This window comes from Bdellovibrio bacteriovorus str. Tiberius (assembly GCF_000317895.1).
Classification (GTDB): domain Bacteria; phylum Bdellovibrionota; class Bdellovibrionia; order Bdellovibrionales; family Bdellovibrionaceae; genus Bdellovibrio; species Bdellovibrio bacteriovorus_F.
The window spans coordinates 1,450,141-1,464,505 of record NC_019567.1 but is presented as its reverse complement, the minus strand read 5'-3'; the positions used below and the strand labels follow the sequence as shown (position 1 = coordinate 1,464,505).

General features: G+C 50.6%; 16 protein-coding genes and 1 riboswitch. Of the genes, 5 read left to right on the top strand and 11 right to left on the bottom strand.

Annotated features, from left to right (window positions below; genetic code table 11):
- Positions 1-194: 194 nt before the first annotated feature.
- Positions 195-1,544 (top strand): TolC family protein, encoded by a 1,350-nt coding sequence (locus tag BDT_RS07000; protein WP_015090548.1) that lies wholly within the window; start codon positions 195-197, stop codon positions 1,542-1,544.
- On the opposite strand, the gene BDT_RS19290 is transcribed toward BDT_RS07000, so the two are convergent.
- The 4 genes from BDT_RS19290 to BDT_RS06985 form a co-directional block, all read right to left on the bottom strand.
- Positions 1,541-1,693 carry a hypothetical protein gene (locus BDT_RS19290; RefSeq protein WP_158320230.1) on the bottom strand — a complete coding sequence of 51 codons (153 nt, stop codon included), beginning with the start codon at positions 1,691-1,693 and terminating at the stop codon, positions 1,541-1,543. The genes BDT_RS07000 and BDT_RS19290 overlap by 4 nt on opposite strands.
- 85 nt (positions 1,694-1,778) lie before the next feature.
- A complete protein-coding gene (locus tag BDT_RS06995; protein WP_015090546.1) occupies positions 1,779-2,087 on the bottom strand; it encodes a hypothetical protein in 309 nt (102 codons plus the stop codon).
- An 86-nt stretch (positions 2,088-2,173) separates the two neighbouring features.
- The gene (locus tag BDT_RS06990) at positions 2,174-2,620 is read right to left on the bottom strand and encodes a hypothetical protein (protein ID WP_015090545.1); all 447 of its coding nucleotides are present in this window, start codon (positions 2,618-2,620) and stop codon (positions 2,174-2,176) included.
- Positions 2,621-2,695: 75 nt separating this feature from the next.
- Entirely contained in the window at positions 2,696-3,061 is a 366-nt protein-coding gene (locus BDT_RS06985) for a VOC family protein (protein ID WP_015090544.1), read from the bottom strand.
- A gap of 540 nt (positions 3,062-3,601) precedes the next feature.
- Here BDT_RS06985 and BDT_RS06980 point away from each other — a divergent pair.
- Positions 3,602-4,348, top strand: coding sequence for a murein L,D-transpeptidase catalytic domain family protein (locus tag BDT_RS06980; protein WP_015090543.1), 747 nt, complete (start codon positions 3,602-3,604; stop codon positions 4,346-4,348).
- On the opposite strand, the gene BDT_RS06975 is transcribed toward BDT_RS06980, so the two are convergent.
- Complete coding sequence (locus tag BDT_RS06975) at positions 4,349-4,891, bottom strand: superoxide dismutase family protein (protein ID WP_041577305.1); 543 nt, start codon at positions 4,889-4,891, stop codon at positions 4,349-4,351. It abuts the gene before it with no gap.
- A gap of 125 nt (positions 4,892-5,016) precedes the next feature.
- Between BDT_RS06975 and BDT_RS06970 the strand changes: the two genes are divergently transcribed.
- A complete protein-coding gene (locus BDT_RS06970) occupies positions 5,017-5,556 on the top strand; it encodes a hypothetical protein (protein ID WP_015090541.1) in 540 nt (179 codons plus the stop codon).
- Here BDT_RS06970 and BDT_RS06965 read toward each other — a convergent pair.
- The 4 genes from BDT_RS06965 to BDT_RS06950 form a co-directional block, all read right to left on the bottom strand.
- Positions 5,553-6,110: a hypothetical protein gene (locus BDT_RS06965; RefSeq protein ID WP_015090540.1), complete on the bottom strand. Its 558-nt coding sequence runs from the start codon at positions 6,108-6,110 to the stop codon at positions 5,553-5,555. The genes BDT_RS06970 and BDT_RS06965 overlap by 4 nt on opposite strands.
- Before the next feature lie 107 nt (positions 6,111-6,217).
- A complete protein-coding gene (locus BDT_RS06960; RefSeq protein ID WP_015090539.1) occupies positions 6,218-6,769 on the bottom strand; it encodes a CAP domain-containing protein in 552 nt (183 codons plus the stop codon).
- Between the two features lie 212 nt (positions 6,770-6,981).
- Positions 6,982-7,332 (bottom strand): RNA recognition motif domain-containing protein, encoded by a 351-nt coding sequence (locus BDT_RS06955; protein ID WP_011163890.1) that lies wholly within the window; start codon positions 7,330-7,332, stop codon positions 6,982-6,984.
- 322 nt (positions 7,333-7,654) lie between these two features.
- Positions 7,655-8,491, bottom strand: a complete 837-nt coding sequence (locus BDT_RS06950) for a CvfB family protein (RefSeq protein WP_015090538.1) — start codon at positions 8,489-8,491, stop codon at positions 7,655-7,657.
- 135 nt (positions 8,492-8,626) lie between these two features.
- Between BDT_RS06950 and dbpA the strand changes: the two genes are divergently transcribed.
- Positions 8,627-10,015 carry an ATP-dependent RNA helicase DbpA gene (dbpA, locus tag BDT_RS06945; RefSeq protein WP_015090537.1) on the top strand — a complete coding sequence of 463 codons (1,389 nt, stop codon included), beginning with the start codon at positions 8,627-8,629 and terminating at the stop codon, positions 10,013-10,015.
- On the opposite strand, the gene BDT_RS06940 is transcribed toward dbpA, so the two are convergent.
- Positions 10,016-11,116, bottom strand: coding sequence for a class I SAM-dependent methyltransferase (locus BDT_RS06940; protein WP_015090536.1), 1,101 nt, complete (start codon positions 11,114-11,116; stop codon positions 10,016-10,018). It lies immediately after the preceding gene.
- Between the two features lie 114 nt (positions 11,117-11,230).
- Positions 11,231-11,327, top strand: a riboswitch (TPP riboswitch).
- A 55-nt stretch (positions 11,328-11,382) separates the two neighbouring features.
- Here BDT_RS06940 and BDT_RS06935 point away from each other — a divergent pair.
- Positions 11,383-13,479: a TonB-dependent siderophore receptor gene (locus tag BDT_RS06935; protein ID WP_041577303.1), complete on the top strand. Its 2,097-nt coding sequence runs from the start codon at positions 11,383-11,385 to the stop codon at positions 13,477-13,479.
- A 6-nt stretch (positions 13,480-13,485) separates the two neighbouring features.
- Here BDT_RS06935 and BDT_RS06930 read toward each other — a convergent pair whose 3' ends face one another.
- Complete coding sequence (locus BDT_RS06930; RefSeq protein WP_015090534.1) at positions 13,486-14,337, bottom strand: S1 family peptidase; 852 nt, start codon at positions 14,335-14,337, stop codon at positions 13,486-13,488.
- Positions 14,338-14,365 lie beyond the last annotated feature (28 nt).

Genomic DNA, 14,365 nt, shown 5'->3' with positions numbered 1-14,365 from the left:
TGGGTCCGAACATTAAACTTTTCAAAAATTTCCATATCAACTTGAGCCGAGAAACCCGAGATCCTGTCGGGGCAGCGTGCCAACCGTAAACAAATCACCCCAAATCCGAGGCTACTTCGTACTCCATACAACACTCCGTTTGACAAGGATTGCGCCTGGAAATACATCTTTCAGGGTTCATTTCGGAGGGATTCATGAAAATATTTGCAGCACTTTTGCTGGCAGTTTTTGTTACATCTTCAACGGCCTTTGCCGCACCCAAAACCACGGCTCAAAACAACACCGTTGTTAAAGTTAATCCCGACACCCTTCGCCGCATGTTCCTGGATCGCAATGTGGGAATCGCGATCTCCCTGAACAACGTTCACCAGGCCAAAGAGCGCGTGAATGTGGCGCGTGGGAACCTGCTGCCTTCCGTGAATCTGGGGGGCGCTATTTCCAGCGGGCCTTCATTTGCATTGAACACGGTTTCTTTCCTGTTGCCTTTCCTGATGCCTTCCAACTGGATGGACCTGAAAGAAAATACCTACCTGCTGAAAGCACAGGGCATGTCTCACTACATCGCTCAGCTGAACGGCTATTCTTCTGCTTACTCCATCTACGTGACGATTCTGGGTGATATCGAACTGCGTGGCATCCTGGCTCTGCAATATGAAAATCTGAAAGCCATTGAAGAACAACTGCGCCTGCCCGCTCAGCTGGGCATGATCCGCGAAGAAGAATACCTGCAAGCTCAAGCTCAAACCCAGATGGCTCTGGTTCAGTTGTCTCAAGTGGACGAACTGGTTCTTCAGGAAAAAGCGGCGATCCGCGAATTGCTGGGCCTGTCCCTGACAACCGAAATCGTTTTTGAAGACGCGGCGGTTGCGGTTTCCCCGGTTGAAAACTGGTCCCCGCAGTCTTTGCTGACTCAAGTGCACGAAAAATCCCCGGAAAGCCGCCAGATGGCTGCCATGATCACCTCTGCTCAATACAACAAGTGGAGCAAGGCTTTCAGCTTCCTGGGTGGCCATTCCCTGGGCGCATCCCGCATGAATGGATCCATGGGCGGTCTTGAGCACTCGGGTTCTGTGAACTTTGGTTTTGCTTACTTCCCCAACTTGAAAATCAGCAACTTGAACATCGAACAGCTGAAATTGCGCAAGCAAGAGCTGCAATTTGAACAAGCCAACCTGATTGAAGTGACTTTGGGTTCTTTGATGGAAGCCCAAAAGCAGTACAATGCCGCAGCTTTGGCCCACGCCAATCTGGTGAAAGTTTATGATGCAGAAGTTCTGCGCTATAAACTGGGCATGACCGACTTGTTGCACGTGCTTGAGGCTTCCAACGGCCTGACAAGCTCTGTGACAAACAAAATCAAAGCCCAGACGGCTTTGAACACTTTGCGTATCAGCCTTCACCGTATCATGATTTCTGAACAGTTCGCGAAAGTGGAAGACTGTGAAATCGAACGCCGTGGTTCTGGCGGCATCAAAGGCAAATTGGGCCGCGTATTCAACCCTGAAAAATATCAGGTGACCCTGGATGAGGTCTGCGGCAACTAACGCAGATACTGGACATCAAAGTGGCCGTTAGAGGTTTCTTCCGGCCACACCAGAAAGCGATCCCCGCGATGCAGATCATCGCCCCGCTCAGATTCCCTGATCACCAATTCCTGCCCCACGCGCAGTGAGCATCTATCCAGTGTTTTCATAAGCCCTCCCAAAAAGTTCCTGTGGACTCTTGGACCTTAGTGTAACCCACAAAAATCCAAGAATCCCTTCACGGTCTCATTTTGACTATTGAACACCGGCGGAAGCAGAACGCTCCGGACGGCCTTTGCCCGGACCGCCACCACGGCCAAACTTAGGCGGTGCTTCGAAGCCCTTTTCTTTCAGGCAGGCATCAATCTTGGCGCGGGTCTCATCATCGGGGGCCTGAGGTCTTTGGCCGGGTTCAGGCTGTTCAATGCCCAGCTCTTCGTGACAGGCACGGAATGCCTCGCGCAGGGCCTCGTGGGACTTTTCCTGTGCCCACGTGGTGTGTGCGGAAGTGGTAGCCACCAACATCAGAGTCGCGATCAATTGTTTTTGCAGAGTTTTAAACATAAGGACCTCCTCGTCCTTTTCAAGAATAGAAAAGGACTATGGAGGCAGAATGGAACCATCCCGGAACAGGACGCTCTAGCGGACTTTTAACGGGTTTCGCAAACAATTCCCGGCTCTTGCGTGGTGCCGGTCAGATTGTAGTAATTGCGGGAATCCAGATCATTGATGAAAAGATCGCCGGTGTAACGCCCCATGAATGCGCCGTTTTTCAAAACCGGGCTGACACGGATGTGCACCATGCCGCCAGCGCCACCACGCAGATTCACATCATCCATGGATGTTGCTGGAACAAGCACAACATCAGAACGCGTGTAAGTCTGACCCGTGATTTTGTCATGAAGCTTCAATACCGCACCCAGATTATAGCTGCCGATGACAGGCTTCAGCGGATCAATGGCACGGTTGAAGATGACTTCAATCACAGCTTCGGCACGCATTGGCTCGTAACCCGGTACGCAGACAAGTTTAGAAACGGCAGCCCCTGCATTCAGGGACAAGGAAAGAATAAAAGCAGAAATCAAAAGTGTTTTCATGAGGGGACTTCTACCCGAAGCCCCTCACCGTTTGCAAGTGTCATAAAAGCCAGTCTTACTTGGCTTTCAATTAAACTAGTTTTTAGCGTGCAAAGCCACTTTATTGCCTTCAGTGTCCTCGAAGGTCGCAATAAACCCGTACTGGCCGATGCTCTTTTTATCGGTCAGGGTTTTACCCCCCTTGTCTTTGATCTTTTTCAGGCAGTCTTCGATGCTGTTCACACTGAAATAAAGCAAACAGCCGTCATGGGAAGGCTTGTAATCGGCCCCCTGCACCAGAGCCCCGGTGGCCCCCGGCTCTTTTTCCTTCATCGGAAACATCGCCATCTTTACTGGACCCATTTCACTTAACGTGAACGAGACATCAAAAGACTGTTCATAGAATTTCATGGCGCGCCCCATGTCTTTGACGGGAATTTCAAACCAACCGCAGATATGCATAAGAACTCCTTTGTGACGACGGAGTCCATTGTAAAGGCAGATGCTTAAAAAAATAATGCCCACGTGTAAAACACATGGGCACAGAGGATCTGGAGAAAAACGAATTGTTCTTTTTTGAATAGAATCAGAGTCACTCAAAAGCACACTCTATTTTTTTCATCTAAGAAACAACTATATTGTTTGAGCTCCTTTTAGTGAGGGATCAATTCAATTGATCCTATTCACGGTCCTCTTTGGACTCTTTGATGCTTCGGTTATTTCTAACTTTCATTCATCCAGAGTTCATACACTCATAGTACTCCTTCAAAAAAATAAGAAAACCGCAAACCCGCTCCCTTACTGCATCTTAAGCCCCAGCAGGACTTTACAAGTTCACTTTCGTTTGTTCACTGAACGAAGGAATTGAGAAATCCGAATCCATTCCAGATTCGCCCACGCACAAGGTCCTAAAAATTATGTCGCGGTAACAATTTTTCCGACGAACACCTCGTGTCAGCTAGCATCTGTCGAAGAACACACAGCATCTTTCACGGAGGATCGATGAATCTAATCTCTAAAAAATCCCTGGTATTGGCCGCTTTCCTTTCCATGACCGCCTGCGCAGGCCAAGACTACAGCTCCGCCGAAGTCCTTCCGGACGACACCGAGATGGAGCAGACAATTCCTGATACAGACACAGTTGATAAATCCACAGCCGAAGAAACTGAAACGGCAACAAACGAAGGCACCACCACGGCGACTGAAAGCGAAGCAATTCTAAAAAACTATGATCATCTGGATCCAAAAAGACTGATCAATTCCAAAGCATTGGCAGAAGCCGTTGTTTACTTCGAGAAAAACCAATCCCGTATCAAAAACAAAAAGTACATGTCCCTGATCGATTTCGGCAAACGTTCAACTCAAGCCCGCTTCTTTATCATTAATATGTCCACGGGTGAAGTGACCGCGATCCATACAGCTCACGGCAAAGGATCTGATGCCAACCACGACGGCTACGCTGACAAATTCAGTAACAAGTCCGGCTCCAATGCCAGCTCTTTGGGTTACTACCTGGCGGCAGAAACTTACACTGGCAAACATGGTTTGTCTTTGAAGTTGGATGGTCTTTCCAGCACGAATTCCAAAGCCCGCGCTCGCGCCGTGGTGATTCACGGAGCAAGCTATGTGAAAGAATCAAGTGTGATTCAAGGTCGCAGCTGGGGCTGCCCGGCCGTGGCCAACCATCTGCGTGACAAAGTCATTGGCATGCTTAAAGGCGGAAGTTTGATTTACGCCTTTGCCAAGTAATTATTTGATAACAGGTTTTGTATCCGGCGGAGTTTTAATCTCTCCACAGGCGATCCGGTCTCCGGCTTCGCCTGCGGGCTGGGATTTATAATCATCCGCCTTAGCATGAATCACGATCGAGGTCCCTTCTTTGGAGATCACCGAATGTTTTCCTTCACGTACGGTGAGCATCGGGTTAACAACATCCACTGAGGCCGTTCCGTCATCTTTCACCACAATATTATTGAAATCCCCGGCATGCGGCCCGCCTTTGCTTTTATGGCCGTGCTTCTTTTTGTCCGGATTAAAATGGGCACCGGCTGATTTGAAATCAGGAGCCGTGCAGAGGCCCTTTTCATGAATGTGAAAGGCTTTTTCCCCGGGCGGAAGGTTTTTTAGCTCCATCTGAATGCGCATCCCGTTGGTTACATCCGTCAGTGTCGCATTCCCCACCTGCTCGCCCTTGGCGTTGCGGATGATGATAGCAACCGGGTCTTGCTGTGCATACACAGAACTGGCCCCCACAAGGGTTAGTACCAGTGCTTTACTAAGGGCTTTAAACATAAAATTCCTCCCGCGAAAATATCAAATTAAGTTAAGGCGGTTTTGAGGAATCTCCAAAATAGAATACCTTGTAATTTACCAGATTTGACCTAGGCTTAGTTATACATCTATTCGAGGGGAAAATTATGAAATGGATTTTGGCTGTTCTTGTCGCCGCACTTGCCGGATGCACCACCCCACCCAAGAAAGAATCCCCGCCACCGACAACTGTCGTTCCGGATGTAGCCGCTCCTTCAAGTATCGACTACGTCGCTTTGCAGACTTTTCTGGGGCTGGATCGCGCACCGGAAGAGCTGGGCTTCACGGAAAGAGCTTTCAACACCTGTGATGCTGGTTATGGCTATTCTCGCTCGCAAAATTGTCGCCAGGAAGTCTTTGTGGTGCTGCATTTTCGTCTGCAGTGCCGGGATTCTGAAGGCACCATCTCGACAATCCTGACAGAATCGGACGTAACACCGATTGCTGGCAAGACTGTGAAATGGAGTTTAAAAGGCATGACCGGAACGACCATCACCGATGGTCTGGGTTATGGACAGATTCGCACGGTGTCTCCAAGATCCCAGCGCCGCGAGCGCGCCCGACTGGCGGTGGGTTCGGAGTTCCTGTACATGCGAGCCAACGAGATCACAAAAATCATCACACCACGTCCGTGGTGCAATCCTTAATTGCAATCCACCTCTTGAATGTCGAGGGTCACATTTTTGGCAAAAGCACGACCCTTGCCTTCACCAATGATAGTCGCTGACAAGTTTCCACGCAGGATATCAGAGCCGCCACAGGCGGTTTCAAGCAAGACGTCTTTCTGCCCCACATACTGGGTTGTTTTTTCAGCCTTTTCCGCCGACACGATTTCCAGGCTCTGTTTCGCGCCCTGACTGCCGGCTTTGAAGATTTCCACTTCCGCTTTTACGCGGGTTTGTTGAGGATAGGCACGCAGGCTGATCAACTGCTGGCTGTCACGCACGACAATCTTTTTTCCAGCCGGGGCCTTCAATGTCAGTGCAAATGTGCAACTGCCACGGGCGATCTTGCTGGTTTCTTCTTTCTTGACGTAAAGTCCGTTGGGAATGCGCACACGGCCTTCGGTTTCGCTCAGTTCATAGCGCCCCGGAGTCCATTCACAGGCGTTGCCCGCAGTCTCGACAAATCCCGCTGCCGCAGCCGAAGCGGCCAAAGACATAAAGGTGAATGAAGCTGCCAACAAAGTGTGTGTGATCATAATTCCCCCCGGAATTTCACTGGGGCCCGTTTGCCACCAGAGGACTTCTTAACGGAAGTCATGAGAGAATCATTTCAAGAAGAGTGCCAGAAATTTTGGCTCCAGATTTAGAGCGCGGACTTACCTGAAAAACATTGAACCCAGTGAAGCATGCCTTGTGAATTAGCAGCGATCCCCACACCCATGGTGCGAAAGTTGGAACTTAAGATTTTATTACGATGCCCCGTGGAGCTCATCCATCCCGCCATCACTTGAGCGGCGGTTGAATACCCGGCCGCGATATTTTCTCCCCAATAACTTCCCGACAGAGCAAACCGTGCAAAACGCTGCGAGGTGCTTTCTGTCGGACTGTCATGGGCGAAGAAGTTTCGCGCCACCATATCATCGGCATGGGCCTGGGCTTCCGCCACACAGGCTGGCAGGGCCGTCAGCGCATTCAGACCGCGGCTGGTGCGTTCTTGGTTGACCGCCACAAGGACTTCGCAGGCCATGTCCACCATGGTTCCACATTCGGAGCCGTTGCTTTCTCCAGAGGATTCCTGTTCGCTGGAATCACCCCCGGCTGGCAGTACACCGCCCGCACCGCCGCCACCCCCACAGGCCGCCAGCGCCAGAGCAAACAAGAACAAAAATGAGACACGAATACCCAGTGTGGTCATGCCGTTCCTCCTGCAGATTTTAAAGCAAAGACAGCGCCAATAAATCAAAACTGCTGAGGTGACTGAAATCGGGAACTTAGAGTGGATGTGGAATTTGTGAATTCAGGGGAAAGTGTAAGCTGACTGAAGCATCGACAGAAAAGACAGGATTCAGAAATAAAAAAAGGGCGGAAATTTCTTTCCGCCCTTTTCACTAAGATTAAAATCTTAAATTAGAAACGACCACCACGGTTGCCGCCGCCGAAGCCGCCACCACGGTTACCGCCGCCGCCACCGCCGCGACCGCCACCGAAGCCACCACGGTTCTCACGAGGAGCCATTGGTTTAGCTTCAGATACGTTCATCGCGCGACCCATCAACTCAACGCCGTTCAATTTAGCGATTGCAGTTGCTGCTTCGTCGTCAGTAGACATTTCAACGAAAGCGAAACCTTTAGAACGACCAGTTTCACGATCGATCACGATGCGTGCAGATTCAACATTTCCGAATTCAGCGAAAGTGTCAGCCAAAGACTGATCATCCAAAGAATAAGAAAGATTTCCAACGTAGATTTTTTTACCCATATAAACCTCCTAAGATTTGCTTTTGGGAAGCTCTTAAGAGGTCTTGGGCCCTATGCCCGAAAACTCTCCAGAGACTAAATTCTTGCTAGAGAATTTCTAGCGAATTTCTCGGAAAAGGGGAAGCAATTAAAATGAGAATAACCTAAATGAGCATTATTTCGTTGAAAGCTGCGAACACTCAGGCAATGGCGGCAGCGCGCAAAAACAAACAAAATATTGTGAAATCAATAACTTAAGTGGCAAAGATGGGTTTGGGCTGTAAAAACCCACCCTGTAAGAGGTCTAGACCTATCAGGGGGCCCGGAAGCCCCGTGGCGGCCGTTTAGCGGCCATCCACCAGGCGGATGCCGTCATCATGGACCGTGATCAGGCGCTTTTTATACAGCCCGCCCAGAGCAATTTTGTACTTTTTTTTGCTGACTCCGAACAGGTCATAGATGGCTTCCGGATCTGTTTTGTCGGTGATCGGCAGGAAGCCGCCTTTGGATTTCAACAACTCCATAATGCGTTCGCCAATATCAGCCGTGGCTTTGTGACCGGCTTCGTTCAGACGCAAATCGATTTTGCCATCGTCACGCACCTGCTTGATAAAACCTTTCAGACGCTGACCGTATTCCAGCTGCTGAAATACTTCATTCGCATACAGCATGCCCCAGTGACGACCATTGATGATGGCCTTGTATCCCAAATCCGTTTTGGCTGCGATCAGCAGATCCACACTTTGACCGGCTTCGTAATTTCCGGATTCTTTGTCGATAAAACGATCCAGTCGCATGGAAGAAGAAATTCTGTCAGTGTTATCCAGATACAGATACACCAGCACGTTCTGACCAATCTTCAGATCACGGGTTTGTTCGCTGAATGGCAGGAACAAATCCTTCGGCAGGCCCCAGTCCAAAAAAGCGCCGACACGCTCAATGGATTTCACTTTCAGCAAACCGAAAGTTCCCACCATCGCAAAGGGAATTTCCGTCATGGCCACCAGACGGTCTTCAGAGTCAAAGCAGACAAAAACTTCCAGTTCGTCACCGACTTCACATTTTTCGGGTTGATAGCGCGCCGGCAACAGGATTTCCCCGTCACTTCCACCATCCAGAAAGACCCCGTATTCCATTGTTTTGACGACTTTAAGTTTATTGATTTGACCGATTTGAACCATGGCGCAGTGATGCCACAAAACTGCAGGAGGGGGTACCTAAATCTGGGGCGGGTCATTTTTTCGTATTTCCATTCAGGACTCGACATTAAATGCCCTGCCTGCTACCTAAATATTTTTCATTTTCCCGAGGTGCCTGTGTCGCAAAATCAATTCTCATCTCTTCCCCTGTCCCCCGAACTGCTGGCTGTTGTTCAGGAACTGGGTTTTGAGACACTGACACCCATCCAGCAGGAAAGCATCCCGCTGCTTCTGGCGGGCAAGGACCTGATCGGTCAGGCCAAAACCGGCAGTGGAAAAACCGCGGCGTTCTCACTTCCGATCCTGAACAAAATCCAGATCGACCTGCCAGAACTGCAAGCCCTGATTCTGTGCCCGACCCGCGAGCTGGCAAGTCAGGTTGTCACCGAAATCCGCAAACTGGGCCGTCGTCTGCCGGGCTTGAAAGTTCTGGCGATGACCGGAGGCCAATCCGGCCGTGAACAAGCGGACGCTTTGGAAAACGGTGTGCAGATTGTCGTCGGCACTCCAGGCCGTCTGGCCGACTTTGTCGGCCGCAGCCGCATTGATCTTTCTGCGGTGAAAACCGTGGTCCTGGATGAAGCTGACAAAATGCTGGATATGGGTTTTGCCGATGAAATCAAAACCGTGATGCGCGACCTGCCAGGATCACGCCAGACCGTCTTGTTTTCTGCGACCTTCCCGGAATCCATCGAACATCTTTCCCGCAAGTACCAGCGCCACGCCCAACAGGTGATCATCGAGGATGAAGAGCAAAACCTGATCGAACAACTGGTTTACGACAGCGAAGACGATGACAAAACCAATGTGCTGATGCGCATTTTGCAACAGCATCCGTCCGATTCCACCATCATCTTCTGCAACACCAAAAATGCCGTGGCGGAAATCGCAGAACGCCTGAATGACCTGGGAGCTGCCAGCGGCTGCCTGCATGGAGACATGGAACAGCGTGAACGTGATCGCGTGATGGCGATGTTCCGCAACGGATCCCACCGTATACTGGTTGCCACCGACGTGGCAGCGCGCGGTCTTGATATCGACAATCTGGAACTGGTTATTAACTTTGACCTGCCTCTGTCCCCGGAAATCTATGTTCACCGTATCGGTCGTACCGGCCGAGCTGGCAAAACCGGCGTGGCAGTCACGATTGCTGACCCTAAAGACACGCTGAAACTGGGCCAGTTTGAAGAACTGACCGGTGGCAAATTCGCCCGTCCGTCCCTGGGTTTTAAAAATCAGTATGGTTTGAACAAAACCCTGAAAGAAGCTCCGATGAAAACCATCTCGATCTCGGGAGGCCGCAAGGACAAGCTGCGTCCCGGCGACATTCTGGGGGCCCTGACCGGAGCTGCCGGTGGTTTGACTTCTGCGGATGTGGGTAAAATCGAAATTCAGGACAAGATTTCTTTCGTGGCGGTGTCTGCGAAAGTTGCGGACGGCGCCATGCAAAAGCTGCGTGACGGTCGCATCAAAGGTCAAAAGTTCCAGGTTAAATTTGTAAAGTAACTATTCGCGCGAACGGAACAATGACAGATTGCCGCAGTCAAATTCCTGACCCGGCAACCAGCCTTCGCGTTCGGCGATTTCTTTCAGCCACAGTCGCGCGTTGCCCTTGGTGACCACGACAATTCTTTGACGGCGCGAAACTTCTACCAATTGACTCAAGACATGCTGATAGGTGTCCTTGCTGAACGGATCAAACATGTAGTAGACCTCGGCATCGGGGATGCGGAAGTCTTTTTCGGAAAGATCCTGCGTGAAAAAGTGCACGTGATCCTGCAAACCGAATTTGGCCGTGGATTCATTGGAAATATCCACGCGGTGTTTGACGTACTCGTATCCGATAAAATCAATATCCGGCCTTAACACGCCTACAACCAGACCCACCCGTCCATAACCAGATCCCAGATCAATAAAACGTATTCCTTGTGATGCCCGCACTTCCCGCAAAGCCGTCAGCAAAGTTGAATACGAAGACTGCACACCCAGGCCCGCGCCTTCATACAGTCTTTCGGTGCCGTTCACGTCCGTCTTCATTCCCACATCGGCGTTATAGTTCAAACCAAAGATCTGATCCAGGCCATCGAATGTGCGATACAGAGAAAGCGCCAGGGACCGCGCCTGCGTATTTCCCTGCAATGAAAGTGCGTTTTCATGAGCAAAGACATTTTCCATCAACTGCAGGGATCTGGCCACAAAGCGGTTTTGATGTTCTTGGTTTCCTGACTGAACGTGGGACAACAACAGACGCTCCAGCTCTTCGCAAAGCTCGGCCGTTCGGCGCAGTTCCTTTTCATTCATGTTTTGCAGAGTGTCCTGCAGATAGTTCAAAGACAAAAGATTGGAGGCAAAGGTCTGTTCTGTGAAGCGATGATAGTTCTCGGAACTGGTGGCCGGATCCTTTTTCAGATTCCACTGCTCCCCTTGCAGAAAGGTCAAAGCGGATCCCAGAAAGGTGACGTCAATAAAAGCCTCGGCCACTTCTTCCGGATTCAGGCTGGCAAACTGCTGCCGAAAATCCTGCAAGAAAGGCCCGCGCAATTCTTTTTTATAAGAGACCAATCCCTTGATAACGAACTCGCGAAGCAGGGTTTGATTTATATTCATATATAAAGCTTAGCATGGGTTCGTGGAAATAAACGGAATTAATGAAAATAACGCCCGACCTCCGCTGTTTCCAAAAAGAATTTGACCTGGGCGGACTCCTCAATCATAACGCTGACCTGACGCTAGGGGTGTTGGTGAATTCACCGACTGAGAATAACCCTTTGAACCTGATAGAGATAATGCTCGCGCAGGGAAGCAAGAACAGAAAGAACCGGCCCATCCCCAAAAGGCCCCTTTCTATCCTGCCGACCTGCCAAAGGAAGGCTATGAAAAAGCACGTATCAATCCTCACTGCCATGACAGCTCTGCTGACCAGCCAGGGTCTGCACGCACAAAACGCACCGACCGAGATCAACACCATCACTGTTCAGGATGATCAGGTTCAGGAACCTCTGGAGGCTTTTGGTTTCCCCGATGTTCCCGCACAAAATCTGCCGCTTTCTTCCTCCCAAATCAGTGACAAGACTTTGCGTGAAAACCGCATTCACCGTCTGTCTGATATCACTCTCATTGAAGCGTCCGTCACCGACAGCTACAACGCTTCGGGATACTGGGACTATCTGTCCATTCGCGGGTTTACCCTGGACAATCGCGCAAACTTCCTGCGTGAAGGCCTGCCGATCAATACGCAAACATCCATTCCTTTGGAAAACAAAGAGCGTCTTGAGGTGCTGAAAGGACTGAATGGCCTGCAGACCGGTGCAAGCTCGCCCGGAGGCATGGTCAATTATGTCGTCAAACGCCCGACTGCGCGTCACCAACTGCTGCTTGAAACCGAAGTTGGAAGTTATGGGGACTGGCTGATCGCCGCCGATGCCGCTGGCCCGGTCAAAGGCTATGAACAGTTCGGTTATCGCCTGAATGTGGCCCATGAAAACTTAAGCCCCGCAGTGGAAGACAGCAAAGGTGAACGAAGTGTCCTGGCTTTGGCCAACAGCTGGCGCATTTCCGAAGGTCAATTATTTGAGTCAGACATCGAATGGTCCAAAAAATCCCAGCCGACCCAAGCGGCGTTCAGTCTTTTGGGCAATGATCTGCCATCTGCATCTGATCCGCGCTTGAACCTGAACAATCAAAGCTGGTCCCAGCCGGTGGTTTTCACCGGTCTGACCGGCAGCTTGAAGTACACTCACCGATTTAACCAGAATCTGATCTGGCATACTGCCGCGGGCGCACAAGAACTGCACACCGACGACCGTCTGGCATACCCGTTTGGCTGCTCGGCTGAAAACAATTATGACCGCTATTGTTCTGACGGCACTTTCGACATGTACGACTTCCGAAGTGAAAACGAACGCCGCAGCACTCAGGCCGTCAAGACCTCCCTGCAAATCAAAGCGGAAACATGGTCTGTTTCCCACGACATCAATATCGGATATCTGGGACATGTATCCCGTGAACGCTATGACAAACAGGCTTACAACCCAGTGGGTGCGGGCAATGTGCAGGGCACGGCGAAGCTTCCGGCAGATCCTGCCCTGACAGATGAAAATACCAACAGAGATTCTGAAGTGAACGAACTGTTTGCCTTTGATTCCGCCAAATTTGGGCCTTGGGGTGCGTGGCTGGGGCTTCGCTTCAGTGATGTTCATCGCAGCAGTGTTCGCACCGATGCGTCCCGAGCCACCGATTATCGCGAAAACTTTGTGTTGCCGTGGATGGCCCTTTCTTACCAATTCCCGACTTGGATGACCTATGTCAGCTATGGTGAAGGTGTTGAAACCTATGTCACCCCGAACCGCAGTGGCTACACAAACCCCGGACAATTTGTTCCGGACGTGATCAGCAAACAAATCGAAGTCGGTGTGCGCGGTGGTGAAGCTGTCACTTGGAATCTTGCGGCCTTCCAAATTGAACGACCTCAGGTGGAGGATCAAAGACCGGACTATAAAATTGACGGCCTCAGCCGCCATCAGGGCGTTGAGGCAGAACTGGGTGGTGAAGCAGGACGTCTGCAATGGACAGCATCAGCAATGTGGCTGAAGGCTCGTCGCCTGGACAGCACTTTGAATGCCGCCGTCAATGACCAGCGTCCAACGAATCTGCCTGAGCATACTTTCCGTGCCCATGTGAGTTATCTGATCCCGGGCCTTCAGGGCTTGTCAGTGAATTCGCGCATTTCCTATGAAGGTGAGCGTGCGGTGACTGCGGATAATTCCATGATGCTGTCAGCATGGACCCGTTGGGATGCGGGAGCTTCTTATGAATTTGGGAAGAAAGATGAAAAAACCGTCGTGCGCCTGGCTGTTGAAAATCTGACGGACGGAAAATACTGGAAGGAATCCCCGACTCAGTATGGGCACATCTATCTGTACCCAGGGGAAGTCCGCAGCGTCTTTTTGACACTGCAGACGAATCTTTAGGACGGATTACTGACGCTCGGTCGTAAAGACGGGGGCGTCAGCACCCATCGCCGCAGCTTCTTCAAGAATGAAAGTCTTGAACATAGTGGCGTTCGTGTATTCACCGAAATGACGGCAGTCTGGTGCAAGATCGTGCGGCCCGCGAGTAATCCCGACAACAACAAGTCCTTTGGAAGTTTCCAAATAAGCCGGGCCACCGGAATCACCAGAACAAGCACCTTTGGCATTGTTCTGATCGGTCACCAGAATCGATTCCCACAATTTAGCCAATGGCACACGCACAAAGTTCAGACCTGTTGCTGGAATCGGATTTTCAATTTCATGCAGCAATCCATAACCGGCAAGCAACAGGGTCTCGCCCGCTTTCAGCTCGACGGACTCATCCAGAATGGGAACCGGAACGGCGTTTTCCGGAGCCTCCAACAATAACTTGATCAAACCCACGTCGTTACGACCTGTCACCGGGAAACCGTTGTCATCATAGACCAGGTGATAGTCCTTGTGAGTTTCGTATTCTGCCACTCGCAAAAGTTTTGTTTCATCAACCGTTGTCGGAAGGACCTCACCCATATGAACGAAGATCTCTGCGCCCTGAAGATCCACCAGACAGTGAGCCGCAGTCAAAACCAGATTCTTTGAAATCAATGTGCCCGTGCAGATGGAGTAAGGTTTTCCCTGATAGTTATAAATCAAAGACACCGTGGAAGCCGTCACTGGATTCGCGGCATCGGCCTTTTCGCCACCAATAATGGAGGTCTCTTGACCGTTCATTTCAACATTATTGGTTTCTTCATTCTTCGTACAAGCAACAAGGGACAAAAGCAGCAAGGATGACAGCAACAGCTTTGAATTCAACACAGGGACTCCCCTTACAACGGCATCAATC

Bases quoted from the DNA above. Each gene is read 5' to 3' on its own strand.
- BDT_RS06985 (WP_015090544.1), bottom strand. From the start codon at position 3,061: ATGCATATCTGCGGTTGGTTTGAAATTCCCGTCAAAGACATGGGGCGC.
- BDT_RS07000 (WP_015090548.1), top strand. From the start codon at position 195: ATGAAAATATTTGCAGCACTTTTGCTGGCAGTTTTTGTTACATCTTCA.
- BDT_RS06960 (WP_015090539.1), bottom strand. From the start codon at position 6,769: ATGACCACACTGGGTATTCGTGTCTCATTTTTGTTCTTGTTTGCTCTG.
- BDT_RS06940 (WP_015090536.1), bottom strand. From the start codon at position 11,116: ATGAATATAAATCAAACCCTGCTTCGCGAGTTCGTTATCAAGGGATTG.
- BDT_RS06995 (WP_015090546.1), bottom strand. From the start codon at position 2,087: ATGTTTAAAACTCTGCAAAAACAATTGATCGCGACTCTGATGTTGGTG.
- BDT_RS06980 (WP_015090543.1), top strand. From the start codon at position 3,602: ATGAATCTAATCTCTAAAAAATCCCTGGTATTGGCCGCTTTCCTTTCC.
- BDT_RS06935 (WP_041577303.1), top strand. From the start codon at position 11,383: ATGAAAAAGCACGTATCAATCCTCACTGCCATGACAGCTCTGCTGACC.
- BDT_RS06975 (WP_041577305.1), bottom strand. From the start codon at position 4,891: ATGTTTAAAGCCCTTAGTAAAGCACTGGTACTAACCCTTGTGGGGGCC.
- BDT_RS06955 (WP_011163890.1), bottom strand. From the start codon at position 7,332: ATGGGTAAAAAAATCTACGTTGGAAATCTTTCTTATTCTTTGGATGAT.
- BDT_RS06990 (WP_015090545.1), bottom strand. From the start codon at position 2,620: ATGAAAACACTTTTGATTTCTGCTTTTATTCTTTCCTTGTCCCTGAAT.
- BDT_RS06950 (WP_015090538.1), bottom strand. From the start codon at position 8,491: ATGGTTCAAATCGGTCAAATCAATAAACTTAAAGTCGTCAAAACAATG.
- BDT_RS19290 (WP_158320230.1), bottom strand. From the start codon at position 1,693: ATGAAAACACTGGATAGATGCTCACTGCGCGTGGGGCAGGAATTGGTG.
- BDT_RS06970 (WP_015090541.1), top strand. From the start codon at position 5,017: ATGAAATGGATTTTGGCTGTTCTTGTCGCCGCACTTGCCGGATGCACC.
- BDT_RS06965 (WP_015090540.1), bottom strand. From the start codon at position 6,110: ATGATCACACACACTTTGTTGGCAGCTTCATTCACCTTTATGTCTTTG.